Annotated in this window: 28 protein-coding genes; 11 read left to right on the top strand and 17 right to left on the bottom strand. The window is 70.8% G+C overall.

Annotated features, from left to right (window positions below; genetic code table 11):
- The 6 genes from ACFY1H_RS28045 to ACFY1H_RS28020 form a co-directional block, all read right to left on the bottom strand.
- Positions 1 to 1,527: a YHS domain-containing protein gene (locus ACFY1H_RS28045; RefSeq protein WP_366584335.1), complete on the bottom strand. Its 1,527-nt coding sequence runs from the start codon at positions 1,525 to 1,527 to the stop codon at positions 1 to 3.
- Positions 1,528 to 1,530: 3 nt separating this feature from the next.
- Positions 1,531 to 1,815, bottom strand: coding sequence for an MmoB/DmpM family protein (locus tag ACFY1H_RS28040; protein WP_220244472.1), 285 nt, complete (start codon positions 1,813 to 1,815; stop codon positions 1,531 to 1,533).
- Positions 1,812 to 2,828, bottom strand: a complete 1,017-nt coding sequence (locus ACFY1H_RS28035) for a phenol 2-monooxygenase (protein ID WP_366584334.1) — start codon at positions 2,826 to 2,828, stop codon at positions 1,812 to 1,814. Before ACFY1H_RS28035 ends, ACFY1H_RS28040 begins: the two co-directional genes overlap by 4 nt.
- Positions 2,829 to 2,843: 15 nt before the next feature.
- Positions 2,844 to 3,251, bottom strand: a complete 408-nt coding sequence (locus ACFY1H_RS28030) for a hypothetical protein (protein ID WP_366584333.1) — start codon at positions 3,249 to 3,251, stop codon at positions 2,844 to 2,846.
- A 132-nt stretch (positions 3,252 to 3,383) separates the two neighbouring features.
- A complete protein-coding gene (locus ACFY1H_RS28025) occupies positions 3,384 to 4,277 on the bottom strand; it encodes a LysR family transcriptional regulator (RefSeq protein ID WP_366584332.1) in 894 nt (297 codons plus the stop codon).
- 28 nt (positions 4,278 to 4,305) lie between these two features.
- Positions 4,306 to 5,538 (bottom strand): NAD(P)/FAD-dependent oxidoreductase, encoded by a 1,233-nt coding sequence (locus ACFY1H_RS28020; protein WP_386951092.1) that lies wholly within the window; start codon positions 5,536 to 5,538, stop codon positions 4,306 to 4,308.
- 220 nt (positions 5,539 to 5,758) lie between these two features.
- Between ACFY1H_RS28020 and ACFY1H_RS28015 the strand changes: the two genes are divergently transcribed.
- Entirely contained in the window at positions 5,759 to 6,448 is a 690-nt protein-coding gene (locus tag ACFY1H_RS28015) for a fumarylacetoacetate hydrolase family protein (RefSeq protein ID WP_386951089.1), read from the top strand.
- On the opposite strand, the gene ACFY1H_RS28010 is transcribed toward ACFY1H_RS28015, so the two are convergent.
- Complete coding sequence (locus ACFY1H_RS28010) at positions 6,441 to 7,229, bottom strand: IclR family transcriptional regulator (RefSeq protein WP_366584328.1); 789 nt, start codon at positions 7,227 to 7,229, stop codon at positions 6,441 to 6,443. The genes ACFY1H_RS28015 and ACFY1H_RS28010 overlap by 8 nt on opposite strands.
- A gap of 172 nt (positions 7,230 to 7,401) precedes the next feature.
- Here ACFY1H_RS28010 and ACFY1H_RS28005 point away from each other — a divergent pair, with 172 nt between their 5' ends.
- The gene (locus tag ACFY1H_RS28005; protein ID WP_366584327.1) at positions 7,402 to 7,908 is read left to right on the top strand and encodes a RidA family protein; all 507 of its coding nucleotides are present in this window, start codon (positions 7,402 to 7,404) and stop codon (positions 7,906 to 7,908) included.
- Positions 7,909 to 7,926: 18 nt separating this feature from the next.
- Here the strand turns inward: ACFY1H_RS28005 and ACFY1H_RS28000 are convergent, their stop codons facing one another.
- Genes ACFY1H_RS28000 through ACFY1H_RS27985 form a run of 4 tightly spaced genes read right to left on the bottom strand, consistent with a single transcriptional unit; the run spans position 7,927 to position 11,089 of the window.
- On the bottom strand, positions 7,927 to 8,697 hold the full coding sequence (locus ACFY1H_RS28000; protein ID WP_386951083.1) for an SDR family NAD(P)-dependent oxidoreductase: 771 nt from the start codon (positions 8,695 to 8,697) through the stop codon (positions 7,927 to 7,929).
- 12 nt (positions 8,698 to 8,709) lie between these two features.
- On the bottom strand, positions 8,710 to 9,306 hold the full coding sequence (locus ACFY1H_RS27995) for an ester cyclase (RefSeq protein WP_366584325.1): 597 nt from the start codon (positions 9,304 to 9,306) through the stop codon (positions 8,710 to 8,712).
- A 2-nt stretch (positions 9,307 to 9,308) separates the two neighbouring features.
- Positions 9,309 to 10,445, bottom strand: a complete 1,137-nt coding sequence (locus tag ACFY1H_RS27990) for a luciferase family protein (RefSeq protein ID WP_386951079.1) — start codon at positions 10,443 to 10,445, stop codon at positions 9,309 to 9,311.
- Positions 10,446 to 10,459: 14 nt separating this feature from the next.
- The gene (locus ACFY1H_RS27985) at positions 10,460 to 11,089 is read right to left on the bottom strand and encodes an NADPH-dependent F420 reductase (protein WP_366584323.1); all 630 of its coding nucleotides are present in this window, start codon (positions 11,087 to 11,089) and stop codon (positions 10,460 to 10,462) included.
- 109 nt (positions 11,090 to 11,198) lie between these two features.
- On the opposite strand from ACFY1H_RS27985, the gene ACFY1H_RS27980 reads away from it, so the two are divergent.
- The 3 genes from ACFY1H_RS27980 to ACFY1H_RS27970 all read left to right on the top strand — a co-directional run bounded on the left by ACFY1H_RS27980 (position 11,199) and on the right by ACFY1H_RS27970 (position 13,829).
- A complete protein-coding gene (locus ACFY1H_RS27980; RefSeq protein WP_366584322.1) occupies positions 11,199 to 11,645 on the top strand; it encodes a MarR family transcriptional regulator in 447 nt (148 codons plus the stop codon).
- Between the two features lie 63 nt (positions 11,646 to 11,708).
- Entirely contained in the window at positions 11,709 to 12,839 is a 1,131-nt protein-coding gene (locus ACFY1H_RS27975; RefSeq protein ID WP_386951075.1) for an LLM class flavin-dependent oxidoreductase, read from the top strand.
- Between the two features lie 120 nt (positions 12,840 to 12,959).
- Positions 12,960 to 13,829: an SAM-dependent methyltransferase gene (locus ACFY1H_RS27970; protein ID WP_386951072.1), complete on the top strand. Its 870-nt coding sequence runs from the start codon at positions 12,960 to 12,962 to the stop codon at positions 13,827 to 13,829.
- A gap of 75 nt (positions 13,830 to 13,904) precedes the next feature.
- On the opposite strand, the gene ACFY1H_RS27965 is transcribed toward ACFY1H_RS27970, so the two are convergent.
- The gene (locus tag ACFY1H_RS27965) at positions 13,905 to 14,651 is read right to left on the bottom strand and encodes a transporter substrate-binding domain-containing protein (protein ID WP_386951069.1); all 747 of its coding nucleotides are present in this window, start codon (positions 14,649 to 14,651) and stop codon (positions 13,905 to 13,907) included.
- A gap of 96 nt (positions 14,652 to 14,747) precedes the next feature.
- Between ACFY1H_RS27965 and ACFY1H_RS27960 the strand changes: the two genes are divergently transcribed.
- Both ACFY1H_RS27960 and ACFY1H_RS27955 read left to right on the top strand, forming a co-directional pair.
- Positions 14,748 to 15,431: a class I SAM-dependent methyltransferase gene (locus ACFY1H_RS27960; RefSeq protein ID WP_386951067.1), complete on the top strand. Its 684-nt coding sequence runs from the start codon at positions 14,748 to 14,750 to the stop codon at positions 15,429 to 15,431.
- A gap of 7 nt (positions 15,432 to 15,438) precedes the next feature.
- A complete protein-coding gene (locus ACFY1H_RS27955) occupies positions 15,439 to 15,870 on the top strand; it encodes a hypothetical protein (protein WP_366584317.1) in 432 nt (143 codons plus the stop codon).
- A gap of 126 nt (positions 15,871 to 15,996) precedes the next feature.
- On the opposite strand, the gene ACFY1H_RS27950 is transcribed toward ACFY1H_RS27955, so the two are convergent.
- The 3 genes from ACFY1H_RS27950 to ACFY1H_RS27940 all read right to left on the bottom strand — a co-directional run bounded on the left by ACFY1H_RS27950 (position 15,997) and on the right by ACFY1H_RS27940 (position 19,465).
- The gene (locus ACFY1H_RS27950) at positions 15,997 to 16,875 is read right to left on the bottom strand and encodes an SDR family NAD(P)-dependent oxidoreductase (RefSeq protein ID WP_386951064.1); all 879 of its coding nucleotides are present in this window, start codon (positions 16,873 to 16,875) and stop codon (positions 15,997 to 15,999) included.
- Positions 16,876 to 17,061: 186 nt separating this feature from the next.
- A complete protein-coding gene (locus ACFY1H_RS27945; protein WP_386951061.1) occupies positions 17,062 to 18,483 on the bottom strand; it encodes a neutral zinc metallopeptidase in 1,422 nt (473 codons plus the stop codon).
- 58 nt (positions 18,484 to 18,541) lie between these two features.
- Complete coding sequence (locus ACFY1H_RS27940) at positions 18,542 to 19,465, bottom strand: hypothetical protein (protein ID WP_386951058.1); 924 nt, start codon at positions 19,463 to 19,465, stop codon at positions 18,542 to 18,544.
- 184 nt (positions 19,466 to 19,649) lie between these two features.
- Between ACFY1H_RS27940 and ACFY1H_RS27935 the strand changes: the two genes are divergently transcribed.
- Positions 19,650 to 22,364 (top strand): BTAD domain-containing putative transcriptional regulator, encoded by a 2,715-nt coding sequence (locus tag ACFY1H_RS27935; protein ID WP_386951056.1) that lies wholly within the window; start codon positions 19,650 to 19,652, stop codon positions 22,362 to 22,364.
- A gap of 84 nt (positions 22,365 to 22,448) precedes the next feature.
- Here the strand turns inward: ACFY1H_RS27935 and ACFY1H_RS27930 are convergent, their stop codons facing one another.
- Positions 22,449 to 23,264, bottom strand: a complete 816-nt coding sequence (locus tag ACFY1H_RS27930; protein WP_386951053.1) for a CDP-alcohol phosphatidyltransferase family protein — start codon at positions 23,262 to 23,264, stop codon at positions 22,449 to 22,451.
- Positions 23,265 to 23,333: 69 nt separating this feature from the next.
- On the opposite strand from ACFY1H_RS27930, the gene ACFY1H_RS27925 reads away from it, so the two are divergent.
- The 3 genes from ACFY1H_RS27925 to ACFY1H_RS27915 are packed head-to-tail and all read left to right on the top strand — an operon-like array spanning position 23,334 to position 25,475.
- Positions 23,334 to 24,317: a zinc-binding alcohol dehydrogenase gene (locus tag ACFY1H_RS27925; protein ID WP_366584311.1), complete on the top strand. Its 984-nt coding sequence runs from the start codon at positions 23,334 to 23,336 to the stop codon at positions 24,315 to 24,317.
- A 10-nt stretch (positions 24,318 to 24,327) separates the two neighbouring features.
- A complete protein-coding gene (locus tag ACFY1H_RS27920; RefSeq protein WP_366584310.1) occupies positions 24,328 to 24,726 on the top strand; it encodes a 6-carboxytetrahydropterin synthase in 399 nt (132 codons plus the stop codon).
- A 5-nt stretch (positions 24,727 to 24,731) separates the two neighbouring features.
- Positions 24,732 to 25,475: an SAM-dependent methyltransferase gene (locus ACFY1H_RS27915; protein WP_386951401.1), complete on the top strand. Its 744-nt coding sequence runs from the start codon at positions 24,732 to 24,734 to the stop codon at positions 25,473 to 25,475.
- A gap of 5 nt (positions 25,476 to 25,480) precedes the next feature.
- Here ACFY1H_RS27915 and ACFY1H_RS27910 read toward each other — a convergent pair whose 3' ends face one another.
- A complete protein-coding gene (locus tag ACFY1H_RS27910; RefSeq protein ID WP_386951048.1) occupies positions 25,481 to 26,440 on the bottom strand; it encodes a DNA polymerase domain-containing protein in 960 nt (319 codons plus the stop codon).
- Positions 26,441 to 26,470: the final 30 nt, after the last annotated feature.

Below are 26,470 nucleotides of genomic sequence, written 5' to 3'. Positions count from 1 at the left end.
TCAGACTCCCTGTTCCACGTCGCCGTTGTGCCAGCCGATCCACGACTTGTGGTCGAGCGAGCCCTTGTACTCTCCGTTGTCGCCTTCCTGGATCCCGTACCACTCCAGGACTTCCGGCACCGACGGGCCACCGCAGTTGCCCTGGTAGATCTGGTGCACGGGCAGCCACGCCTGCACGAACTTCTCCGGCTCGCGCTCGAAGATCCACTGGCACCCGTCGCTGCAGGTGTGGAACTGCTCGCCGCGGAACTCGCTGGAGCGGAAGGAGGTCTTGGCCGGGTCGTCCTTCTCGGTGAACACCATGGGGATCTGGCAGACCTGGCACAGCTGGGGCAGGCCCTGGAAGAACATCCGGCCACCGTTGGCCTCGATGCGGTGGTGCTTCTCCCACACGGGCCGGTAGTGCTGGTCGAACGTCTCCGGGTACTGCTCGGCCAGCCACTTCATGTGCTGCTCGTTCGGCGCCTGCGTGGTGAACGAAGCGGCGAAGGAGAAGTTGTGCAGCACCTTGTAGACCTCGTGCGACAGCTTGTCCTTCTCCGCGATCGCGTCCTGCACGTGGCGCGGCGGGCGGATGCCGTAGAACTCCAGGTCCGGGAAGAGGCCACCGAGCATCTGGTCCTCGAAGTAGAGCTCGAACGCCTCCTTCCAGCTCATCACCGGCTTCGGCAGCATGTAGTCCATCATCCCGGCGACCAGCGCGGACATGCGGTACGCGCGCCAGAACCACTTGTCGATCCAGTCCTGGATGATCGGCACGTTGCCCTCGTCCTGCTCCAGCAGGAACTTGATGGCCTCCAGGCCGAGCGTCATGTGCCGGCTTTCGTCGGACTGCGCCGAGAACCCGAACGACATCGTCGGCATGTCACCGTTGAAGCTCGCGCCACTCATGAACGGCACGAACAGCAGGTTGGTGAGCAGGTACTCGAAGCTGAACGAGATCGAGATCAGGAACTCGAACGGCCCGGCCGTCATGGCGTCGTCGAACAGCGACTTCGGCACCGACAGGTACCACACGCGGTCGTGCATCTTCGACCAGCTGTGGAAGCCGCCGTAGTACTTGTTGTAGTTGCTGATCGTGTGGATCTGGGTCTGGCAGTGGCGCAGCTCGTCCACGCTCTGGCACAGCGCGGCGAACCGCGGCGCCGGACCTTCGAGATACCGCGCGAGATAAGCGAAGTGGCGGTGCGCGGCGTACTCCAGCGGCGTCACGCCCTGGATGAACAGCTTGATGGCGTTGAGGTAGCTGGCGTCCGCGAGGCCGAGGTGGCCCTGGCTCTGGGCGAACCCGTCGAGCACGGCGTAGAGCCGCTTGTCCTTTTCGGCCTGGTACTTGTAGTAGGCGTCCACGGTGAGGCGGAACGGGTCTTCCCAGCCGTCCCAGTCGTGGACCTTGATGCCCTCGTAGCTGGTGTAGGGGAAGAGCTGTTCCTTGGTGACGTAGCTCGGGTCCCAGTCGAGGTCACGGGTGAGCAGCGCGTAGCGCTCCTTGAGCGGCAGCTTGCGGCGCGGTGCGGTCTGAGTCATGTCCTAGTGCTCCCACTTCACGATGATCCGGTCGTCGTCCCACTCGGAGAGGTTCCCGGCGAACGAGACGATGGCCAGCTGGAACTCGCCGGTCTCCCACTCCCGCCCGAGCTCGCGCTCCACCGACTCCCGGTTGATCACGATCTGGCCCGCGGCCTGGATCTTCACCAGGCCCGGCAGGTGGCGGACGGTCAGCTCCGGGTTGTCGGCCCGGATGGCGGCGACGAGGCCGCGGTTCTCTTCGGACTCCTGGATGTCGATGCCGACCTGGCGCAGGGTGTCGCTCACGCCGCACCCCCGGTGACCTTGGCCCAGCGCTGCTCGGCGGCGGCCGTGGTGCGCGCGAGCGCGGCGACCGTGCCGGCGTCGGGCAGCTGGTGGTCGACGACGCGGGCCAGCTCCGTGGCCGCTTCGTGCGCGAGCGGGTTCCACGTCGCGACGATGCGGGACAGGTGCTCGCGGTTCTCCGCGCCGTGCTCCTCGTCGTCGGCCCATGCCTTGATCAGCGCGTCGAGCCACTTGCGCTGGTCCTTGAACCAGGTGTGCAGGTACTGCGTGAACAGGCTGTACGCGCCGGCGCCGGTGGTGAGCGCGATCTCGTCCAGCTCTCGGTAGAGCACCGGGTAGACGAGCGAGTCGACGAGGTCGATGGCGACCAGCCCCTCGGCCCAGTCGGGAGTGACCATGGCTTCCTCGGTGAAGCGGCGCAGCGGCTGCAGGTGCTCGCTGTCGAGCCACTCGCGCTTGGCGACCTGCAGCAGGTCGCCGGTGCCCGCGCCCAGCGCGATGCCGACGCGGGAGAGCATCTGCGCGTTGCCGATGCGGTCGAACGCCGCGTAGGTGCAGCACTGCTCCAGGGAGGTGCCGTACGCGAACCGCGCACCGCCGACGCTCACCATCTGCGCGCCGGATTCGTAATGGCGCAGGGGAAGGATGGCCGTGGTGAGCACCGTGCGCCACGCCGTGGGCAGCTTCGCCAGCAGCTCGCGCTCCTCGAGGTACGCCATCTGCTTGGTGAACTCGTCGTGCAGGTTCGCGCGGTTCGTGACGTACGGCGTGTAGTAGAACTGGCGCGGATCCGTGTAGCTGTAAGGATCCTTGAGTTTCAGTGCGGTGTAGTCCGCGTCGTAGAGCGCACGGTGCTGGTCCCACGTGGGCCGGTAGTGGAAGTTCTCGCGCGGCTCGACGTCGAGCGTCGCCTCGAGGTAGCGGCTGGCCGGCTGGTCGCCGAACCGGTCGATCACGTTCTGGTAGGTCTGCCTCTTCGGCTCGATGACCTGATACCGCAGTTCGTATTGCATCAGTCCTCTTCCAGGTCAGTGGTGGGCGGGGAGGGGGGCCGGCGTCAGCAGGCTCAGCAGCAGCGCCCGGAGCTCCTCGTCGCCGGCCAGGCGCCGCGGAGCGTCGTCGGGTTCACCGGCGATCACGAGCTGCACGGTCGCTTCCCGGCCGGACATCGCGGTGCGGATGCGCGCGCTGCGGTCGGAAAAGCCCACGGTGAAAGCGAGTTCGCCGTCGGCGCTGTCGTCGACGAGGCTGAACACCGGCCCGTGCTCGCGGAGGATCGCGTTGGCTTCGCACACCAGCTGCTCGGCGAGGGAACGGATGATCACCTGCTCGTCGGTGGCCACGGCCACCGATCTCGGGGCGGCCGGTTCGGTGGCCGGCACGGGGGCTTCCTCCCCGTCCAGCAACGACTGGACAGCCAGCATGAACGGGGTCACGGCTCCTCCTTGAGTCCGGGAAAACCTCGACCAGGGAATACCTGGCATTTCCCGATTGTTTCCGACGGATTCGGAAATGAGAAATACTTACAACTTCACGATCGATAGATGCGGCTTATCAATCGCGCTGGCTCAGCGCGGACCGCCGAGCAGCGAGTGCGCGCGAGAGAGCACCTTGGCGACGTGCGGCGAGAGGTCGTCCGCGCGCGTCGCGGCGGCCAGCTGGACCTCACGGGTGGTGCCCGCCAGCGGCCGGTACTGCGAACCGGTGATCTGCAGGTGCCGCACGGACGCGGGCACCAGCGCGACGCCCAGCCCACCGGCCACGAACGAGACCAAAGTGGACGTCTCGCCGACTTCCTGCACCACGGACGGCACGAAACCGGCCTGCTGGCACGCGTCGAACACGGCGTCGTAGACCACCGAACGGTGGCGCGAGGGGTAGCAGATGAAGGGCTCGTCGCGCAGGTCCGCGAGCCGCACGGTGTCCCGCTCGGTGAGCGGGTGGCTGGCGGGCAGCACCGCGATCAGCGGCTCGCGGCGCAGCACCTGCACGACCAGCCCCGGCTCGCGGACGGGCGGGCGGAGGAAACCGATGTCGAGGGTCTCCTCCACCAGCGCCGTCACCTGGTCGGGGGTCAGCATCTCGCCCTTGAGGTCCAGCTCGATGCCCGGGAAGTCGCGGCGCAGCACCCGCGCAAGCGAGGGCAGCAGCTCGTAGGTGGCCGAGCCGGTGAAGCCGATGGCCACCCGGCCGACGTCACCGCGGGAGACCCGCCCGGCCTCGACGCCCGCGGCGTCCACCGAGGCGAGCACCCCACGGGCCCGGTCGAGGTACCGCTCGCCGGCCGGCGTGAGCTGCACCTTGCGCGTGGTGCGCGTCAGCAGTTCGACGCCGAGTTCGGCCTCGAGCTGCTTGATCTGGTGCGACAGCGCGGGCTGAGCGATGTGCAGCCGGTCGGCGGCCCGGCCGAAGTGGCACTCCTCGGCGACGGCGACGAAGTACCGCAGGTGCCGCAGCTCCATCCGGACCTCACCTCCGACCCACCTCGGTTCACACCGCCAGCGACTCCACTGTTCCAGCCGGCTCGTACTCCGGCCAGGCCGACTGCGGACCCGCCTGGTTCAGCAATTCTGCCGGGTCGTCGACCGGAGGGTAGATCCACTGCTCGTTGATCGTGTGCTTCAGGTCCTTCGCGATGTGCTCGGTCATCTGCACGTCGCGGTCCCAGCCCGACGTGACGACCGCACCGGCCGGCCCCAGCGAGAGACAGGTGACGTACGGCGCGGGCTCGAACCGCACCAGGGCCTCGTCCAGCAGGTCCGCGGCCACGTTGTGGCCCGCGAACTTGCCCTGGGGCAGGGCGTGCTGGCAGCTCTGCATCACCACGCGGCCCTCGGCGGGCGACACCGCGGCAGCCGTGTCGCCGGCCGCGTAGACGTCCGGCACGCCGCGAACGCGCAGGTACTCGTCCACGTCCAGGCGGCCGAGGTGGTCCTTCTCCGCCGCGATGAACGACGTGAGCGGGCTGGCCGTCATGCCGGCCGTCCACACGACCGTCGACGCCGGGATCACCGTGCCGTCGGACAGGCGCAGCTCGTCGTGGGTCAGCTCCTCCAGGCTGACGCCGAGCCGGACTTCGACGCCGAGGTCGGCCAATGCCTTCTTGATCGCCGGCCGCGGGCCCTCGCCCAGCTCCGGCCCGACGGCGTCGAGCCGCTCAACGAGCACCACCCTGGCGTCGTCGGCCAGCTCCTTCAGCCGCCCGACGAGCTCGGTCGCGATCTCCAACCCGGTGAACCCGGCGCCGACGACCACGGCGGTGAACCGGCCGGGCCCCGCTTCGCGGTCGGGCGGCCGGCGCAAGTGTGAGTCGAGCGTCGCCGCGCCGGCGAGGGTGTCGATGTCGAAGAGGTGCTCGGCGCCGGGAAACGTGGGGCGGACGACCTGGCTGCCCGAGGCGAGCACGAGGCGGTCGTAGCCCAGCGTGGCGGTGGTCCCGTCGCGGCGGACCGCCTCGACGGTGCGCGCGCCGGTGTCGATGCCGACCACGGTGCCGGCGACGCGGCGCACGCCGATCGGCCCGAGCACCCGGTCGAGCGGCACGCGCATGCGGTCGGGATCCGCCTCGTAGAGCCGCGGCCGGATCACCATGTCGTCACCGGCGTTCACGACGGTGACCTGAAGGTCCTTTTCGGACAGTCCGCGTTCCTGGCGGAGCTTCACGGCACTCGCGGCGCTCCACACCCCGGCGAAGCCGCCGCCTACGATCAGGATCCTTGCCATCCGGATTCTCCTCCTGCACGACACCGTGTCGACCACCGTCGGTCAGCGGCCAGTGACGTCGAACCCTACGAATCTGGATATAGACTGTCAAGGTTCCGCGAGCCCGGACGCCCACTGATAAACGGGAACGACGAATCCATATCTTCGCCGTCCGAATCTCGCCACACCGATGTCCCACCAGCCCGGACGTCATCCGCTCGAACCTTCCAGGAGGCTCGGCATGAAGCTGACCACCATCCGCACGAGAGGCGGCACCCGCGCGGCGCGGGCCGAAGGCGACGGCACGCTCGTCGAGCTGCCGTACCCGGACATCGGCGCCCTGCTGCTTGATCCACTGGCTGATCCACAATGGCCGGTCGCCCCGGCACGACGGGTGCACGAGGTGATGTTCTGCGACCGGGCACCGTTGCTGACCCGCCCGGGGAAGGTGGTCCGGGTCGACCTGGCGCGGCGGTCTTTCCGCGTGACCCGGCCGGAGTCGTTCGCCGGGCCGCGAGACGCGATCGCGCTGGCTCAGGAATCCGTGGCGGCCACGTGGAAAGCCGAACTCGCGGTGGTCATCGGGCGGCTCGGCACCATCGCGGGGTTCTCGATCCTCAACGAGGTCACCGTGGGGTGGTTGTCACTCGGGCCGGCGCTGGTGACCCCCGACGAGCTGCCGGGCGGCCTGCGGCCCCGGCTGGCCTTGCACAGCTTCGTCGACGGCCGGCCGGTACAGAAGACCGACACGGGCGACCTGGACTTCGCCGCGTTGGTCCACCGCGTTGCGCAGCGCGTGCGACTCGAGCCGGGTGACGTCGTCGCGGCCGGACACGACGAGGTTCCGTTGTTGCTCAGCGAAGGTTGCGTGCTCGAAACGGAGATCCACGAGATCGGTTTCCACGAGAACGTCGTGGAACGGGTTACGTGAGTGTCGCCGTCGCCCGGAAGGTGCCGAGCCGGTCGGCGATGCGGTGGCTGATGGCGAGGCTCGCCTCGGTGACGTGGTGGGCGGCCTCGGCCACGGCTTTGCGGGTGAACGTCTCGCTCAACCCGGCGATGGAGACGGCGCCGACCGGGGTACCGGTGAGGTCGGTGATCGCGGCGGCGACCGAGGTCGTGCCGCGCTGGAACGACTGGCTGACGACGAACCCGTCGCGCCGCGCCGCCGTCAGCACGGCGGCCAGCTCGGTGAAATCGGGCGCGGGCAACCGTTCCGCGTCGCAGGTGAGCGTGACGAGCCGCCGCACCGCCTCGGGTTCCAGCACGCTGAGCGCGGCCTTGCCACAGCCGGTGCGGTGCGCGGGCGCACGCAGGCCGACGCGGTTGCGCATCGGTCGCGGCTGCCGGCCGGTGATGCGGTCGAGGTACACGACCCAGCCGTCGACGAACTGCGCCAGGTGCGTTTCCTGCCACGTGCCCAGCGGCAGCCGCCGCAACAGGCCTTCCGACGCGGTGGCCAGGCCGGTCCGGTCGATCACCTGCCCGCCGAGCCCGACCAGCGCGGCGCCGAGCCGGTACCCGCGCCGCGGCACCTGTTCGAGCATCCCGGCCTCGCACAGGGCCAGGCACAACGAGTGCGTGGTGCTGCGCGGGAGCTGCGTGCGTTCGGCGAGCTGCCGCACGCTGAGGGTCGGCTGAACGGGGGTGAACGCGTTGAGCACGACCATCGCCTTCGCGACGGACGCGTTCCCTTTCGACGCGACGACCATGATTGCCTCCGTTCGCCCCCGATGCGGAAAATACGCCTGCCGGGGCGAGATCCGCGATCCTCCGTCCGGCTGTACCGGACGCGAGAATTGCGCTTCCGGTGCGGCAGAAGGAGTCCGGCCTGACCGGACGCTTCGGCTGCGTTCCGCCGGCGCGACCTCTAGCGTGCCGAGGATGTCCAGCGTGTTCCGGATGTCCCCCGAGAGGAGCCCGCGCGTGCCTGGTGCGACGCCGGAAGAACGGTTGCGAGCCACCGGTCTGACCTTGCCCGTGCTGCGGCCGGCCGCCGGCAACTACGTCGGCGCGTACCAGGAAGGGTCCCTCGTCCACCTCGCCGGGCAGGGCTCCGAGGACTGGTTCGGCCGGGTGGGCGACACCCTCACGGCCGAAGACGGCTACGCGGCCGCGCGCGAATGCATGCTGCACCTGCTGGCCCAGCTGCGGCAGACGCTCGGCAGCCTCGACCGGGTGCGCGGCATCGCGAAGGTCGTCGGCTACGTCTCGTGCACCGACGACTTCACCGGTGTCGCGCAGGTCCTCAACGGCGCGTCCGACCTGCTGGTCGAGGTCTTCGGCGACGTCGGGCGCCATCCCCGCTCGGTCGTCGGCGCGAAGGCGTTGCCCAAGGGAATCGCCGTCGAGGTGGACATGATCGCGGTCGTGGAGCCCGCCGGCCGCTGACCGGCGGGCTCCACGCGGTCACGGGATGATGGCGGTGACCACGCCACCGTCGACCCGCAGCGCGCCACCGGTCGTCGCCGCGGCTTGGTCGGAGGCGACGTAGGTGATCATGTTCGCCACTTCCTCGGGACGGATCAGCCGGCCGAGCAGCGACGTCGGCCGCTCGTTCGTCATGAACTGCCGCTCCGCGCCGGCGAAGTCGAGGTCCGGGTACAGACCCTGCACGAACTCGCGCACGCCTTCGGTCAGCGTCGGTCCGGGCAGGACACTGTTCACGGTGACGCCCGTGCCCGCCACTTCCTGGGCCATGCCACGGGAAATCGCCAGCTGGGCGGTTTTCGTCATGCCGTAGTGGACCATCTCGGTCGGGTTCTGGATCGCCGACTCGCTGCTGACGAAGATCACCCGGCCCCAGCCGCGCGCGACCATCCGCGGTGTGTAGTGCCGGGCCAGGCGCACGCCCGAGAGCACGTTGACCTCGTAGATCCGCAGCCAGTCGGCGTCGGGGATCTCGAACACCGGTACCGGCGCGAAGTAGCCCGCGTTGTTCACGAGCACGTCCACGTCGGGCAGCTGTTCGACGAGGGACGCCACGCCCTCGGCCGTGCCGACGTCGGCCGCGATCCCGCGTGCGCCAAGGCGTTTGGCGACCTCGTCGACGCGGTCGGCGTTGCGGCCGTTGACCACCACGTCGACGCCTGCGGCGGCGAGTGCGGCCGCCGTGGCCGCGCCGATCCCGGACGTCGACCCGGTGACCAGCGCGGTCCGGCCGTTGAAGTCGAGCTTCACGAAGGTCTCCGATCAGGCCAGGCCGAGCTGCTGGTTGAAGGTCTGGTTGTCCCAGAACAGGAATTCCTCGTCCATGGTGCCGCGGCGGTTCCAGATGCCGACGGTGGCCATGTTGATCGCGTACTTGCGGCCGGTCGGCTTGATGAAGCCGCCCTTGCCGTCGGGCATCGGGCGAGTGAAGGTGCCCTGCATGACGCCGGTGACGGCGGTGAGCTCGTTTTTGGCCACGCGCAAGGGATGCGAGTGGATGCGCGTGTCGGGCGCCCAGACGAACATCGCGGCGAGGTCGGCGATGTGCTGGTCGATGCCGTCGGTGTAGTGCCCGTCGGGCCAGTGCACGCGGATGTTGCGCGCGTGGCTCTCGCCGAGGCGCTCCCAGTCGGCGTGGGAGAACACGTCGAAGTCGAGCTCGTCGAACGTCTCCAGGTGCATGCGCTCGTCGTGCGTGAGGTTGCGCGGGTACGGCGGGTTGGGCACGGGGTGCGCGGCCGGGTCCGGCAGCAGCGGCTGCCCGGCGGCCTCGGCCACGTTCCCACTGGCGACGGCGGTGAGGGCGAAGGCACCGAACGCGGCGGCGGCGCCGCCTTTGAGTGCGGTACGGCGATCCATGACTACTCTCTTTCGGCTGGCAGGGGGAGTTCGCGCCCGGTCGCCCAGGCGTGGCTGGTGGAGACGATGGCGGTGACGACGTCGAGTTCGGCCTCGTCGCGAGGCCCGTAGACGAGGACCATGCCCGGCGTGAGCCGGATCCCGGCGAGCGGATGCGCGACGGCCCAGCCGCGTTCGATCGCTTGCGCGGCAAGGGAAACCGGCAGGGCGACGTGCAGGGAACCGTCGGTGCGCGGGTGCAGGTGAGCGAACTCACCGGCCCGCGGCACGAGGAACGCGTCGGCCGGCCCCGCCTGCCCGTCCGCGACCATGAACCCGCGCGCGCCCGGCACGGAGATGGCCGACTGCGTGCTGTGCACCCCGGGCAGCGCGGCGACGCGGGCGAACAGCTTTTCCTGCAGCTCGGCCGGGGCGTTGCCGGTGAGCTGCTGCTGGGGAATGGTGACGCTGACGTCCGGCCGCTTTCCCGCGCGCAGCGGGAGCGTTTCGAGTGCGGCCCACCGTGCCGGCTGGGGTCCGGGCACCCGGCGCCGCCTGAGGAAGTCCGCGCGCTCGGCGAGCCAGCCGCCGAGGGAGGCCAGCGCGTCGGGTGCGATGCCGTGGCCCACCGGGTCGCGCCGCGCGATGGTGGGCGCTCCGGACTCGGCGATGAGGTAGCGCCAGGTGCGGTCCTGCAGGTCACGCGGGATGACCTGGTCGTGCTCCCCGTGCGCGAGGAACACGGGCAGCCCCGCCAGGCGCGCCGGATCGGTCGGCACGCCCGCGTCGAACGGCAAGGTCCCGTAGAGGATCGCGGCGCCGGCGAACCGGTCCGGATCGGCCAGGATCAGGCCGCCGGCGAACGCGGCCCCGCCGCTGAACCCGATCAGCAGCACGGGCCCGCGTTGCCGGTCGAGCCAGGTGCGGAACCAGTCCATGGTGGTGCGCAGCGACTCCGGCGTCGGACGGCCGATGCCGCGGTTGGCGAACCAGGCGAAGCCGCCGCCTTCCGCGATCGGTGCTCGCACTGCTGCGTAACGGAATCCGCTCGGCAACGCGTCGGCGAGCCCGATGATCTCGGTCTCGCGCGAGCCGCGGCCGTGCAGCAGCACGACCAGCGGTCCCTCGTCACCCCGGGTCTCGACGACCGGCTCGTTCATCGGAGTGCCGGCGTTCAGACGGTCGGGCCGAGCAGCGCCCAGCCGGACTGCCAGGGCCAGTTGTTGCCGGCGTTGAGGGCGATGTTGAGGAACGCCATCTCCTCCAGCGCGCGGGCCATGCGCAGGCCACCGGCGTCGATCGGGCGGAAACCGAGCGAGGTGAGCAGCTCCGCGACCACCTTCTTGGCGTCGGTGTCGTCGCCGGCGTAGAAGGCGTCGAGCCGGTGGCCGCTCTCGGTGGGGGTGCCGAGGCGGCCGGCGAAGATGGTGTTGAAGGCCTTGACCACGGCGGCGTCGGCGACCAGGCGCTGCAGCGTCTGCACGGCGGCGGTCTCTTCGATGTCGAGGTCGGTGAAGGTCGCGTTGAGCGGGTTGGTGGCGTCGACCACGACCTTGCCGCGCACGGCGGGCGCGATCTCCTGGGCGACGGCGCCGACGGCGGTGCCCGGCACGGCCAGCACCACGACGTCGGCGTCGGCCACCGCCTCGAGGTTGCTCGCCGCGGCCCGCGCGCCCGTCTCGGCGGCGACCTCGGCTGCCTTCTCGGGGCTGGTCGCGGTCAGGGTCACCGCGTGCCCGGCGTCGACGGCGGCCTTGCTGAGAGCCGAGCCGACGTTGCCGGCTCCGATGATGGCGATCCGCATGATTATCTGCTCCTTCAATATCTGACAGTTCAGATACTGACACGGTAACCACAAGATGCCTTCCGATGCAATAGCTGACGCGTCAACCTTTTCCGCGTACACTGGCGGCATGGACCCGATCGACGACCGCTTGATCACGACGTTCGGCAGGCTGGTCGAGGCCAGCAGCCAGCTGGAGCGCCGGCTCGGTCCCGCCATGCAGGCCGAGACCGGGCTGCAGCACACGTGGTTCGAGGTGCTGATCCGGCTCGCCCGCTCGGAGGGCGGGCAGCTGACGATGAGCGCGCTCGCGAATGAAGTGGCGCTCACCACAGGCGGCATCACGCGGCTGATCGACCGCATCGAGGCGGCCGGCTACGTCGAGCGCCGCCCGTGCCCGACCGACCGCCGGGTGGCCTACGCGGCCATCACCGACGCCGGGCGCAAGGTGCTTGACCAGGCCGCGACCGTGCACGCGCGCAACCTGCGCACCGCGTTCGCCGCGTTTTCCGAGGCCGATCTGGACACGCTCGACGGGCTGCTGGACCGCGTCCGGCGCGGTTTTGAGATTGCTTGAAGGTTCAAGTCCGGCGGCGTAGCGTTTGACTGAACGTTCAACTGCCAGCGCTTGGAGACGTCCGTGCGATTCCAGCTCCTCGACATCCTGCCGCACCTGCAGAACCCGGTCACCGGCCGAATCGTCAGCACGTCCGACCGGTATGCGCAGGCGTTGAACACCGCGCAGCGCGCCGAGCAGGTCGGCTTCGACGCGGTGGCGCTCGGCGAGCGGCACGCGGGCCCGTTCCTCTCGGCCGGCGTGACCGTGCTGCTCGGCGCGATCGCCGCGACCACGAGCCGGGTCCGGATCCAGACCGGCGTCACCGTGCTGTCCATTTCGGACCCGGTGCGCATCGCCGAGGACTTCGCGACGATCGACCAGCTCTCCCGCGGCCGCGTCGAGATCGTGATCGGCAAGGGCAACGAGGCCCGGCAGCTGCCGATGTTCGGCGTCGAGCCCGGGCAGCAGTGGGACCAGCTGGCGGAGAAGTACGAGCTGCTCCGTCGCCTGTGGCGCGAGGAAAACGTGACGTGGGAAGGAAAGTTCCGCGGCGCGCTCGACGGGGTCACCACCCTGCCGCGCCCGTACGCGGGCGCACCCCGCGTCTGGCACGGCTCAGCGACCACGCTGACGTCCGCCGAACTCGCCGGGAAGTGGGGCGACCCGCTGTTCAGCGCCAACGCCATCCAGCCGCGCGACAACTACAAGGTCCTCATCGACCACTACCGCGCCGAGTACGACCGCCACGGCCACGACCCCCGCTACGCCTTCGTCGGCGCCGGCGCGGGTTTCCTGTACCTGGCCGATTCCACACAGGACGCTCGCGAGCACTTCGGCCCGGTGTACGAGAAGATGGTCGAGTTCTTCAACAAACCGGGCAACCACACGCCGGGCAACGAGATGGTGTTCCGCGACATCGACCACGCCATCGCCGAAGGTCCCGTGCTGGTGGGCAGCCCGCAGCAGATCATCGACAAGATCCTGTACTTCCACGCCGCGTTCGGCCACGACCTCCAGTCGTTCAGCCTGCCCACGATGCTGCCGCACGAGCAGCAGCTCGAGATGCTGGAGCGCTTCGCCGCCGAGGTGATCCCCGTGGTGCGCAAGGAAGTCCCCACGACACTGTGGACAGACGCCGACCCGTACGGCGCCCGTCCCGCCTTCGCGGGCAAGCAGGTCCCCGACGCCGCCGCCACCATCGACGGCCGCTGAGTTTTTTTCCTGTCCGGCCAGGCAGGACGCGGAACTTGATCACCCCGATGGAGGTATCCGGTTCGGGCGGGCTTGCCGGTACCGTGAGCGCCGACTTCCCGGCCGAAAGGTGTTCAGCAGGTGTCGGACTCAGATCTCGCGGCGGGCGTCAGCTCCACCGCCCTCATGGTCGCGGCCGCGCGCGCCATCGAAACCCACCACCCGCACAGCCTGCTGCGCGACGAGTACGCCGAGCACTTCGTCCGCTCGGCCAGCTCCCCCGTCGCCCTGCCCACCCGCATCTCCGACGTCCCGCTCGGCGACGCCGACCCCTTCTGGGGCCACCTCGGCCGCTTCTTCGCCGTCCGCGCCCGCACCTTCGACGACTTCCTGATCGACTCCGCCCCGCACACCCCGCAACTCGTCATCCTCGGCGCCGGCCTGGACACCCGCGCGCTGCGCCTGCCCCTGCCCCCGTCGGCGACCTGCTACGAGATCGACCGCCCCGACGTCCTCGCCTTCAAGACGAAAGTCCTGGACTCCTTGGGCGCTCTTTCGCCTGTGCCCCACCACCTCCTCACGGCCGACCTCGCGGACGACTGGCCCTCGGTCCTCCTGGCCGCGGGCTTCGACCCCGCCGTCCCCACGACGTGGATCGCCGAAGGCCTCCTCCTCTACCTCCCCGCCCCGGTCGAGACCACCCTCATCACCACCCTCAACACCCTGTCGGCCCCCGGCAGCCGCGTCGGCCTGGAAACCCTCCCCGGCCAGGACTCCCTCCGCGACCACACACTCTTCGACACCAGCACCTCGGAAACCGGGTCGCACTTGGGGAGCCTGTTCGATCCGGATCCCCGGCCGGATACACCTGGTGCTCTTCGTGCGTCCGGGTGGACCCTCACGACGTCGCCGGTGGATGTCTTCAGCAGGCGCTACGGCCGGGGGCCGGATCCGTCGATTCCGGGGCCGATCCTTCAGTCGCGGTTCACCTTTGGTGAGAAGGACTCGTGACCGAGGAGGGTTTCCGGGCGACGCCCGGAACAACCCTTCGTCGACCGGCCACTTACTCGGACTCCCGAGGATTTCTCAGCTGAACGCTTGCCGGTAGAACCGCGCGAAGGTCCCATCGTGCAGCGCGGCTTTGAGCCACTCATTCACCCGCGCGGTAAGGGGGCTGTTCTTCGGGAGCAGGTAGGCCTTGTGGTCCGACGTGAAGGGCTGGGCGGGGTGCACGGCGACGAGGCCGGGGTTCTTGCGGGCCTGGTATTCGGCCTCGATGGCGTCGGTGATCATCACGTCGGCGTGGCCGGTGAGGAGCTGGGCGAAGCACTGCGTGTTGTCCGGGGAGACGATGAGGGTGGCGTTGGACAGGTGCTGCTTCGCGAACGCGATATTGGTGCCGCCGGTGTCTTCGAGGACGCGGTTGCCGCGGGTGTTGATCTGGGCGACGGTCTGGAAATCCGCGGCGCGGGCGGTGGTGGTGAGGGGCGTTTTGCCGTTGGCGAGGTAGGGCGCGGTGAAGTCGGCCTGCTGCTCTCGGGCCGGGGTGACGGAGATGCCGCCCATGGCGATGTCGCACTTCGGGAGGTCGTGCATCAACGTCGACCACGTCGTGGGGACGAAGGTGACCGCGCGGCCGAGGTGGGTGGCGAGGCCGCGGGCCATGTCGATGTCGATACCGGAGTAGCGGCCGGTCGCGGGGTCGCGGTAGGTGAGGGGCTGGTAGTCGCCGGTGGTGCAGACCTTGAGTGGGGCCGGGGTGTTCGCGGAGCAGCTGGTCGCGAGGACCGCTGCAGCCAAGGCGACGACAGCGATGCGGGTCGGGATGGGCACGGAGACCTCCTCGTTGCTCGCGCTCGGTCAAGATCGTAATTCGCTTCGAGCGGAAACGGTGGCGGGCGCGGCGGCGCGAGCGGTCCACTGGTGCGGGTGAGGACGGCGTACGACGAGATCGCGGACTGGTACGAGGGACAGTTCCTGGGCGCGCAGCAGTCGGATCCGCTCGGGATCTCGGCCGCACTGCGGGAGCTGCTCGGGGAAGGCTCGGGCGCGTGCCTCGAGGTCGGGTGCGGCACGGGGGTTCACGCGGGCGTGCTGCGCGAGCTCGGGTGGACACCCGTCGGGGTCGACTTGTCGGCCGGGATGCTGCGGTACGGGCGCGAGCGGATGCCCGTCGCCCGCGCGGACGCGCAGCGGTTGCCGATGCGGGACAGCAGCGTGGACGCGGTCGTCGCTGTCATGGTGCACACCGACATGCCGGCGTACCCGGCCGTGCTGCACGAGGTTGCGCGGGTGCTGCGGCCGGGTGGGGTATTCGTGCACGTCGGGGTGCACCCGTGTTTCTGCGGCAGCTTCGCGGACCGAAGCGACCCGGCCGCGGCGGTGATCCGGGCGGGCTACCGCGAGCGCCACTGGACGAAGGATTCCTGGACGGACCAAGGGATCCGGGACAAGGTGGGCGCGGCGCACTGGCCGTTGCCGCAGCTGCTCAACGCGTTGGTGGACGCGGGGTTCGGGCTCGAACGGTTCAGTGAGGGTGGGGAGCCGCTGCCGATCGTGTTATCGGTGCGGGCCAGATTTCCGATCGACGGCGGAGCAGCCGGGTCGGCATGATGGCCGCATGCTCATCAACTCGCGAGCCTTCCCCTACCCCTTCCGCGAGGTCCCGTGGCCGGAGATCGCCGTGAGGTTTCGCGAGATGGGGGACCGGCACCCGGAGTTCGCGCACATGGCGGACATCGTCGACAGCGTCCTCGACTGCGACGGCGCCTCCCGCCTGGCCGGGCTGACCTCGATGCACGACCTGATCGTCACGCCGCGCCCGGTGCCCGACCGGCTCCCGGTCGAGGTCGTCGTGGCGCGGTCGCCGTCGTCGGGGTTCGTCGGTGCCGGCGGGGTGTTCATCGAGCACCGCTCGCACACCGGGTACGACGATCGGATCTACCGGCCGAGTTCGGAGGCCGTGCCGCTGTTCTGGCGGTTCATGATCGAGAAGTTCGCTGTGGCGCCGGTGCGTACCGGGCGAATCAGCGACCCGGAAGCCGCTGCGTGATCGCGGGCATCCCCGTCGCCACCCCGTTCCGCGACAAGGGCAGCGTCTTCCACCACTGCGCCCCCACGCCGATGGCCCCCACCCGGCGTTGTATCGGACGTTCCAGTGAGAAGTCCATGATCGTCCTTACCACGCGTGCGGGTGGAGGAGGTCGGAAAGACCCAGGCGGGTCAGGAACTGCGTGCGGGCCTCGTCGGCGACGGTGCTGACTGCTTCGGAGCCGTCGTCGACCGGGTCGATGTGGACGCGGAAGGGGCGGGTGCCGTGGGGCAGGGCGACGAGGTCGGTGACGGCGGTGGCGACGGCGTCGATGTCCGGTGGGGCCAGGTCGGAGAGCCGCGCGGCGACGTGGTCGAGGAGGCCTGGGTAGGCGGCGTCATACGCGGCGGCGCGGGCGGTGTCGGAGGCCGCGTGGCCGTTGGCGAACAGCGAGGTGCCCTGAGCGAAGACGCCGGGGACGACGATCGTGGTCTCGATGTCGAAGCGGGCGAGCTCGGCGGCGTACGACACGGCGAAGGCGTCCATCGCCGCTTTGGCCGCGAAGTACGGCGCGAGGTACGGCGGGGTGCCGCCCTTGGTGCTGGAGGAGCCGATCCACACCACCAGACCGTGGCGACGCTCGCGGAAGCGCGGCAGCACCGCGCGGTTGACGCGTTGGGGGCCGGAGACGTTGGTGTCCATGACATCCGCGATGTCGGCCGGGGTGAACGCCTCGGCCGGGCCCAGGGCGAGGTACGCGGCGTTGTGGACGACGACGTCCAGCGGCTCGGCGATCGAGGCGACGGCGTTGTCCACCGAATCCTGCGAACGGACGTCGAGTTCCACCGCGCGCAGCGCCACTTCGCGGGAGGACGCGTAGGTCGCCAGCGCGGCGGCCGCGGGGGCGTTGCGGCCGGCGAGGTCGCGGATGCCCGCGTGGACGGTGTGGCCGGCGTCGGCCAGCGCGCGCACGATCAGCGCGCCGAAGCCGGAGCCCGCGCCGGTGACGAGGACGGTCTTGCCCATGGCACTCCTTGGTTCAACGTGGGCAGCCGTCGAACGGGGCTGCCGAATGGTCGAACCAGCGAACGCGCGGAAATCATTGCCCGGCAACGAACTTCGGCGTGATCCGTGGGTTTGGCGGGATTCGTGCCACCGACGAAAACGGCCCTCCCCCGCCGAACCGGCGAGGGAGGGCCGCAGGAACCGAACTCAGGCGCCGTACTTACTGGTGCACGTCGCGACAGTCGGCGACGTGAACCCGTCGCGGAAAGCCTCCACGCGGGCGAAACCCGAAGGTACCGTCGCCCCGGAAGGGTCGGAAGCGATGACGCTCTTGGGCGACAACAGCTCGGCGATGGCTTCGTCCAGGTCACCCGGTGAAAGCTCCAGCGTGGCCTTCTTGTCCGGCGTCAACGTGCCCGCCCACATGCCCGTCAGGCAGGCCGTGAGCTGGCCCGTGGAGGCCGTGTCCAAGCGCAGGCCGTAGGCCTTTTCGACCGACAGCGCGTAGCGGGAGGCCACCTCGGCGAACGCGGCGAAGTCGCCGAAGCCGCCGGAGGTGCCGCGCGACGGTGGGGTGCCGACGCGGCGCAGGGAGGTCAGGTCGACCGACACGGTGTCGGTCGACGGGCAGTACGCGGCGGGCGTGGTCACGCGAGCGTCCGAGCAGGACTCGGGGTCGGAGGTGAGCTTCGGGGCGCCCTTGGGGAACGCGGCGCGCAGGCTCGACTCCAGGTCCTGCAGGTTCGCCGGGTCGACGACGTCGAGGTTGCCCTTGCCGTCGCCCGTGTCGAGGTCCTTCGACGAGAAGGGCAGCTGGCTGGTGCGGCTCACGACCTCGGCGTTGTCGATGGCGGCGCAGCGCTTCGGGCCGTCGGTGAAGCCGAACTGGAAGGCGGACACGCGGTCGAACGCGCTGCCGTGGGCGCCGGCGGTGTCGAAGCTGGAGCCGGCGGAGTCGCGGATGAAGAAGAGCGTGGCCATGATCTGGTTGAGGCCCGTGCCGGTGGACACCTGGAAGTGCGGCGAATTGCCCTCGGCCACCCAGCGGAAGAAGGTGCCGGCGTAGCAGTCGGCCTGCTGTTCCTTCACGATCGACGGGGTGTTGGGGCTCAGGCCGAGCCGCGTCTGCACGGCGTGGCCCAGTTCGTGGGCCAGCACGGCGACCACGGACATCGGGCCGAAGGAGTCGTTCAGCATGGGCAACAGCTCGCCGCGGTCCCACGCGACGAGGTCTCCGGAGGGGCAGTAGAACGCGTTCACGAGGCCGGCGGTGCTGGAGCCGCAGAGGTTCAGGCCCTGGCCGCGCGAGTCGTAGGAGATGAGCTGCCCGACGGGTTTGTAGTCCTTGCCGAAGCTCTCCGGCAGCTGCTCGGTCCAGTACTGCTGGACGTCGGCGACGGCGTTGGCGGCGAGCTTGTCGATCGCGCCGCCGTCGGTGTTGGCCACGGGCAGGTCGGTGTCCGCGACGCCGGCCTTCGGTCCGCTGGGACCGTCGGTGATGGCGAGGCCGGCGACCTTGGCCGGGTCGGGCCGGTCGACGCCCGCGCTGCCCTGGACGGCCGTGGTGCACCCGGCCACCAGCACGGCGCCCACGACCAGCGTCGCCACCCACGTGAACCGCGAAATCATTGCTCCTCCAAGGAAAAAGAGCCGATGCGACCGAGAGGCCGCACCGGCTCGAAGTAGATCAGGCGCCGAAGTGGACAGACTGGATGGCGTCGTCGAAGCCGATCGTGGAGAGGTCCTTCACGTCGCTGTCGACGACCGTGGACTTGCCGGTGCAGTTCGGGCCGGTCCACAGCTTGAGGGTGCCGTCGGTGGTCAGCGACGAGGTGACGCCGGGGCGGGCGAGGTTCTGGCAGGCGTTGTCACCGGAACCGAAGGAAAGGCCCTGCGAGGCACCGTTGTCGCTGAAGAACGCGTCGTCGAACAGGATCGTGCTGGTGGCGGCCTTCGAGCCGCTCGACGGGGTCGGGTTGTCCGACGGCGGGGTGGCGGTGCCGGAGCCCGAACCGTCGAGCACCTTGCCACCGGTCGGACTCATGCCGAACCACGTGCCGCCGACGCCTTCACCGTTGGTGTCGCCCGGGTTCTTGTCGCCGGAGAACGTGTAGGCGGGCCAGTTGCCGATCGTCAGCTGCAGCGAGCCGTCGTCGCGCTTCACGACGCCGATCGCGGACTTCTTGATGCCGGCGATGAAGACCTTGGTGCCCTTGGTGACCTTGACCGGCGGCCACTTCTTCTCGCAGTCACCGTTGCAAGTGGACTTCGGCGGCTTCGGGGAGTCGTTGTCGAAGCGGTAGATCGTCATCCCGGCGCCGTTGATCACGACCGGGTTCAGGTTGCCCGCCTTGCCGGCGCGCAGCGACACCCACTTGGTGCGCACGTCCGCGGGCGCGCCGGCCGGGGCGAGGTCGCCGGTGTCCCGAGCGGCGTTGTTGCTGCGGGCGGTGCCACTCAGCAGGTCGAGGCCACCGGCGTCGCCGGCGTTCACCGCCGCACCGGCCGGGGCCGCGCTCGGGGTGCCGTCCGTCTGACCGCCGCAGGCCGACAAGAGGGCCGCGCCCGCCGTCACGAAGGCAGCGAAAAACAGGGCGTGCTTGCGGAACATGGGGGAACTCCAAGGGGGTTCGACCGGGGCTCCCGGACCGTCCGGAGCCGCTCTTGCCCGTGACACGGGGCTGGGGTCGTGTTCGGTTCACGTGAGTTCGGAAGTTTTTTGGGGAATCGCGAACTCGCAGGTCACGCGGGATTCCCGGTCGCACGCCCCCGCCCGGGTGCGGTAAGCATGGGCCATGACCCTGGTCCGGTTCGGCTTGCTCGGCCCCGTGGAGGCGCACGTCGCCGGCGAGCCCGTCGACCTCGGGCACGCGCGGCAGCGCTGGGTGCTGGCCGCGCTGCTCGCCGACGCCAACCGGCCCGTGTCCACGGAGCGGATCGTCGAGCGCGTGTGGGCGGACGAGCCGCCGTACCGCGCGCACCGGCTGCTCGCCAGCTACCTCTCCCGGCTGCGCCGCACGCTCGCGGCGGCGGAGGGCGTCGAGATCAAGCACGGCCCGAGCGGTTATGTGCTCACCACGCCGCCCGGGAGCGTCGACGTGCAGCGGTTCCGCGCGCTCGTCGCGCAGGCTCGATCGCAACGGCGGCCGGAGCTGTTCGACGAGGCCCTCGCCCTGTGGCGCGACGACGCGTTCGCCGGCCTCGACACTCCGTGGGCCGAAGCCGCCCGCGAAACGCTCGCTGCCGAACGCCTGTCCGCCCAGCTCGACCGCACGGACCTCGCGCTGCAGCTGGGTGAGCACAACGCCGTGCTCGCCGACGCGGCCCAGCGCGCCGTGGCCTTCCCGCTCGACGAGCGGATCGCCGGCCAGCTCATGCTCGCGCGCTACCGCGCCGGGCGGCAGGCGGGCGCGCTCGAGGAGTACGACCGGATCCGCCGCCGGCTCGCCGACGAGTTCGGCGCCGACCCCGGTCCCGCGCTGCGCGAGCTGCACCAGCGCATCCTCACCACCGACCCGGAGCTCAGCCCGCCGCGCGAGACGCCCGTGCCACGCCAGCTGCCCGCGCCGCCGCGGTGGTTCGTCGGGCGCGACGCCGAGCTGGCCGAACTCGACGCCGCGATGGCCGGCGGCTCGGGCACGGTCGCGATCTCGGCGATCGGTGGCGCCGGCGGCATCGGCAAGACGTCGCTCGCGCTGCGGTGGGCGCACCGCAACGTCGCGCGGTTTCCCGACGGCCAGCTGTACGTGAACCTCCGCGGCTTCGACCAGGCCGGTTCGCCGCTACGGCCCGAAGCCGTGGTGCGCCACTTCCTCGACGCGTTCGGCGTCGCGCCCGCGGCCGTGCCCGCCGACCCCGAAGGCGGCTTCGCGCTGTACCGCAGCCTCGCCGCGGGCCGGCGCCTGCTCGTGGTGCTCGACAACGCGCGCGACGCAGCACAGGTCGAACCGCTGCTGCCGGGCAGTGAGACGTGCACCGTGATGATCACCAGCCGCCACCGCCTCGGCGGCCTCGGCGTCCGTGGCGCGCAGCTGCTGGACCTGGCCGAGCTGGCCGAACGCGAGGCGCGCGAGCTGCTCACGCGCCACCTCGGCGACCGGCGCGTGGCGGCGGAGCCGGCGGCCGTCGCCGACCTCGTGCGCTGGTGCGGCGGTCTGCCGCTGGCGATCAGCGTCGTCGCGAGCCGGGCCGGGGCGAACCCACGGTTCCGCTTGGAGGTGCTGGCGCGCGAGCTCGAGGACGCGTCGGCTCGGCTCGACGCGCTGGACGCCGGCGACCTGGCCACGAACGTCCGGGCGGTGTTCTCGTGGTCCTACGACGCCCTCGACGCGGGCGCCCAGCGCGTGTTCCGGCTGCTCGGCGCCGTGCCGGGACCGGACGTGAGCCTCGCGGGCGCGGGCGCGCTGGCCGGCCTGGAGCGGCCGCGGGCGGTGCTGCGCCGCCTCGTCGACGCGCACCTGCTGCAGGAGCACCTGCCCGGCCGCTACCGGATGCACGACCTGCTACGGCTGTACGCCGACGAGCTCGTCACCCCGCCGGAACGCGCCGAGGCACTCCGGCGCTTCACCGACTTCCTGCTGCACACGGCCGGCGTCGCGAACCGCCTGCTGCGGCCGGAACGCCAGTCGATCGACCTCCCGGAGGCGACCGCGCCGCCGCTCGCCGACCGCCGGGCCGCGACGCGCTGGTTCGACGACGAACAGCACAGCCTCCGCGCGACGCTGGATTCCGCCGTGCAGCGCGGCGCGCACCAGGACGTCTGGCGGCTCGCGTGGAGCATCAGTGGGTACCACGTGATTCACGGCCAGCTCGTCGAAGACCTCACGGCGTGGCAGGCCGGCCACGCCGCCGCCCGCGCCTTCGACGACCCGGAACCGCAGGCCATCGCCGCGATGTACCTCGGCACGGCCTACACGCGCACCGGGTCCCACGACCACGCCCTCCGGCACCTGCGTGAGGCACTTTCCCTTGCGCGACACGCGGATCTCGCCGCCGACGCGTCCCGCGCGCTCGGCTGGGCGCTCGGCCAGAGCGGCGACTTCGACGGCGCCCTGCACCACACCGCCGCCGCGCTGAAGCACTACCGCGCCACCGGCAACGGCCTGCGCCAGGCCGACGCGTTGAACACCCTCGGCTGGTACTCCGCGCAGCTCGGCTTCCTGACCGAAGCCCGCGAACACTGCGAACAGGCGCTCGCGCTGTGCCGCAAGCACGACCACCACCGCGCGGAGACCGTGACGCTCGACAGCCTCGGCTACATCGCCTCGGCGATGGGCGAACACGAAGACGCGCTCGACCACTACACGGCCGCTCTCGCGCTCGCCCGCGACACCGAAGACGCCTACGACGAGCCCGTGATCCTCGCCAACCTCGGCGACACCCACGCCGCCCTCGGCAACCCGGCCGCCGCGCGCGAGGTGTGGGCGCGGGCGCGCGAGCTGTTCCAGTCCCACGGCCGCACGGGTGACGCCGAGAGGATGGCGGCGAAGCTCGCGTCAGCCGAAGGGTGACGCGAGGGTGTCCGCAGCTACCCGCGAGACCCCGTGGCGAGGGAAAACCGGGCAACCCGGGCGCGTGATCCCCGTCTCTTCCGGCTACGGGTTGCGGGTCGCCAGGTGGTGGTGGCGACGCAGGGTCGAACGGCGCCGGACGACGCACGTCGCGTGGCCGGCGCGGGGTTCCGGGAGTGCGGCGGTGCGATGGGCTCGGTGGGCTCGATGGGCTCGATGGGCGCTGTGCAGCCACAGGACGTCGCGGCCGAAGGACCACACGAGGGTGGCCAGGGCGGCCACCGTGACGGCCAGGCCGGCGAGGTGGGGCAGCAGGCCCGAGGCCGCGGCCACCAGCAGCACGCCCTGCAGCGCGGCGACGACCTTGCGCGCCCGGCTGGGCGGCAGTGTGCCGTTGAGCCAGGGCAGGGCCCAGGTCGCCGCGACGAACGCGTAGCGCATCAGGCCGATGACGAGGACCCAGTAGCCGAACGTCTCCGCTGCCAGCACGCTGAGCACCAGGATGAGGAACGCGTCGGACTCCATGTCGAACCGAGCGCCGAGCGCCGAGGATGTGCCGGTGCGGCGCGCGACCTGCCCGTCGACGGCGTCGAGCGCCAGCGCGACCGAAGCCAGCGGCACGAGCACGGCGAGCGGCGCTCCCCCGTTCAGGTGGTCCGCGACCAGCGCGGTGACGCCGCCGATGAGGATGGCGCGGGCGAGCGTGACGTGGTCGGCGGGGCCCAGGGACCGGGCACCGGCCTTGCGCGCGGCGCCCGCGAGCAGGGCCCACAGGCCGACGGTGTACGCCAGGCCCGCGGCCCAGCCGGCGGCGCCGAGGCCGACGGTCAGGGCGAGCACGCCCAGCAGCGCCACCTGGGCTCCGGCACCCGCGGCCTGCTGCCGAACGAGTGAACCCACGGTGGAACGTGATCGTGTAGTGGTGGTGACAGCCATATCGCCTCGATCTCGCGGCAGAGGAGGACGACCATGACACGTACGGGACAGGCCTTCTGGTTCAAATCCGCCGGAACCGGCGAGATCCGGGCGGCGGAGGTGCCGGCGCCGGGGCCGGACGAAGTGCTGGTCAGGACGCTGTTTTCCGGCATGAGCCGCGGCACGGAAAGTCTGGTGCTGCGCGGCGGCGTGCCCGAGAGCCAGCGCGAGGTGATGCGCGCGCCGTTCCAGGAGGGCGACTTCCCGTTCCCGGTGAAGTACGGCTACCTCAACGTCGGGCGCGTCGAGGCCGGGCCGGCCGAGCTGGTGGGGCGGACGGTGTTCAGCCTGTACCCGCACCAGACCGAGTTCGTGGTGCCGGCCTCGGCGGTCACGGTGGTGCCGGACGACGTGCCGGCCGCGCGGGCCATCCTCGCGGGCACCGTGGAGACGGCCGTGAACGCGCTGTGGGACGCCGCGCCCCTGGTCGGCGACCGGATCGCCGTGGTCGGGGCCGGGATGGTCGGCAGTAGCGTCGCCGGGCTGCTCTCCCGCTTCCCGGGAGTGGACGTCCAGCTGGTGGACACCGACCCGGCCCGGGAGAAGGTCGCGGCGGCGTTCGGCATCCGCTACGTGCGGCCGGAGGACGCCGAGGGCGACCTCGACCTCGTGGTGCACGCCAGCGCGACCGACGCGGGGCTCGCGCGGTCGCTGGAGCTGCTGGGCCGCGAGGCGACGGTGGTGGACCTGAGCTGGTACGGCGACCGGCGCGTGAGCGTGCCGCTCGGCGAGAACTTCCACTCGCGCCGGCTCACGATCCGCAGCAGCCAGGTGGGCACGGTCTCCCCCGCCCGTTCGGCGCGGCGCACCTACGGTGACCGCATGGCCACGGCTCTGCGGCTGCTGGCCGACCCGGCGTTCGACGTGCTCGTCACCGGCGAGACCGCGTTCGCGGACCTGCCGGACCTCATCTCCCGCCTCGCCGGCGGGGACCTGCCGGGGCTCGCGCACCGGATCGTTTATCCACTGGGTACGTAAGGAGAAAATCTTGTTCAGCGTCACCGTCCGCGACCACATCATGGTCGCCCACAGCTTCCGCGGTGAGGTCTTCGGTCCGGCGCAGAAGCTGCACGGCGCCACTTTCGTCGTCGACGCCACGTTCCGCCGCACCGACCTCGACTCCGACAACATCGTGGTCGACATCGGCCTCGCGACTCAGAAGCTCGGCTCCGTCCTGGCCGACCTCAACTACCGCAACCTCGACGACGACCCGGCGTTCGAGGGCATCAACACGTCCACGGAGTTCCTGGCGAAGGTGATCGCCGACCGGCTGGCCGACGCCGTGCACGCCGGGGAGCTCGGCGAGGGTGCCCACGGGCTGTCGGGGATTTCGGTGACGCTGCACGAGTCGCACGTCGCTTCGGCCGGCTACGAGCGTTCGCTTTGACCGAGGTGGATCCCTCCGGCTACGCGCCGGAGTGGTTGCGGCTGCGGGAAGGCGCGGATTCCGTCGCGCGCGCCGCGTCCCTTGTGGACTCGCTCGAGCCGGCCACGCCGGTCGTGGTCCGCGACCTGGGCTGTGGCACCGGTTCCATGAGCCGCTGGCTCACGGGCCGGTTGCCGCGGCCGCAGCAGTGGATCCTGCACGACCAGGATCCGGGACTGGTGCGGCTGGCGGTCGCGGGTGTTGAGAATGCGACAGGCGAGGTTCGAGATGTCACACGGCTGACGGCGGCGGATCTTTCGGGAACCTCGCTGGTGACCGCGTCGGCGTTGCTGGACCTGTTCACGCCGGAGGAGATCCGGCGGCTGGTCGACGCTTGTGCGGGGGCGCGGGTGCCGGCGTTGCTGACGTTGTCGGTGGTCGGGCGGGTCGCGCTGACGCCGCCGGATCCGCGCGACGAGGCGGTGGGGGCGGCGTTCAACGCGCACCAGCGCCGGGAAGGCCGGCTGGGGCCGGACGCGGTGGCGTTCGCGGCGGCGGAGTTCGCCGCCCGTGGGTTCGCGGTGCGGCGGGTGGCGACGCCGTGGCGGCTCGGGGCTCAGGACGCGGCGTTGATGGAGACGTGGTTCTCGGGCTGGGTTTCCGCGGCCGAGGAGGAGAATCCGGCGTTGGAGTTGGCGGGATATCGGCGGGAGCTCGAGTCGGCGGTTGTGGAGCACGAGGACTTGCTGGCTCTGCCTCCGCAGTCTTAGCCGCCTTAGCTGTCGGCTTCCCGCCGGGCCTTGGCTCGCCGTTTGCCCTCGTGCATCGCGGCGACCCGGGCGATCGGGATGGTGTGGCCTTCGGCGACGAGGTCGTCCGGAAGTGCCTGCGGTGCGGGCATTTCCGTCGCCCACGGGTCGGTGTCGCCGAGGAGGCCGAGTGCCGTGTGGACGGTGAAGTCGCGCGGGGTCACGTCGTCGGCCGCGGACCACGGGATCGGGAACGACACGGTGAGGCCGGGCCGCACGCGTGGGCTGTAGGCGGCGACCACGGTGGCGCCGCCGGCGCGGGTGGAGTCGAGGAACACCTTGCCGTGGCGGTCTTCGCGGATGAACGCGGTGGTGGCGAGGTCCGGGTCGAGGCGCTCGGCGCAGGCCGCGACCGCGCGGGTCGCGGCGGCGACGTCCTCGTGGGCCTGGCCGGGCTGGAGCGGCACGAAGACGTGGACACCCTTGGAGCCGCTCGTTTTCAGCGCACCGGCCAGCCCCGCGTCGGCGAGGGCCTGGCGGACCAGGCGCGCGCCCGCGACGGCGACGCCGAACGGCGCGCCCTCGGGCGGGTCGAGGTCCATGATCAGGTGGGTCGGGCCCTGGGTGTGGTCGAAAAGCGTCAACGTGGGGTGGTATTCGATCGCGCGTTGGTTGCCGAACCACAGGAGCGTGGGGCGATCGTTGCACAACGCGTAGGAGACTTCCCGCTTCGAACTCTCGGCCCACAGCTTCACGCGCGGCACGAACTCGGGCGTGTACTTCGGCAGGTTCTTCTGCATGAACGCGTCCTGCCCGCGCAGCACGCGCACCACCGACAGCGGCCGGTCGTGCAGCACCGGCAGGAGCCGCTGCGAGACGCCGTCGAGGTAGTCGAGCAGGTCGCGTTTGGTCGCGCCGGCGTCGGCGAACAGCGGCTGGTCGAGATTGGTCAGTTTGACACCCTCGCGTACGTCGTCGCTGCTCATCGGCCTACCTTCGCCCACCGCGCGGGCGTC

Source organism: Amycolatopsis sp. NPDC001319 (assembly GCF_042896185.1).
In the GTDB taxonomy this organism is placed as follows: Bacteria; Actinomycetota; Actinomycetes; order Mycobacteriales; family Pseudonocardiaceae; genus Amycolatopsis.
Note: the sequence above shows the minus strand (reverse complement) of the source record. Positions and strands in the feature narration are given on the sequence as shown.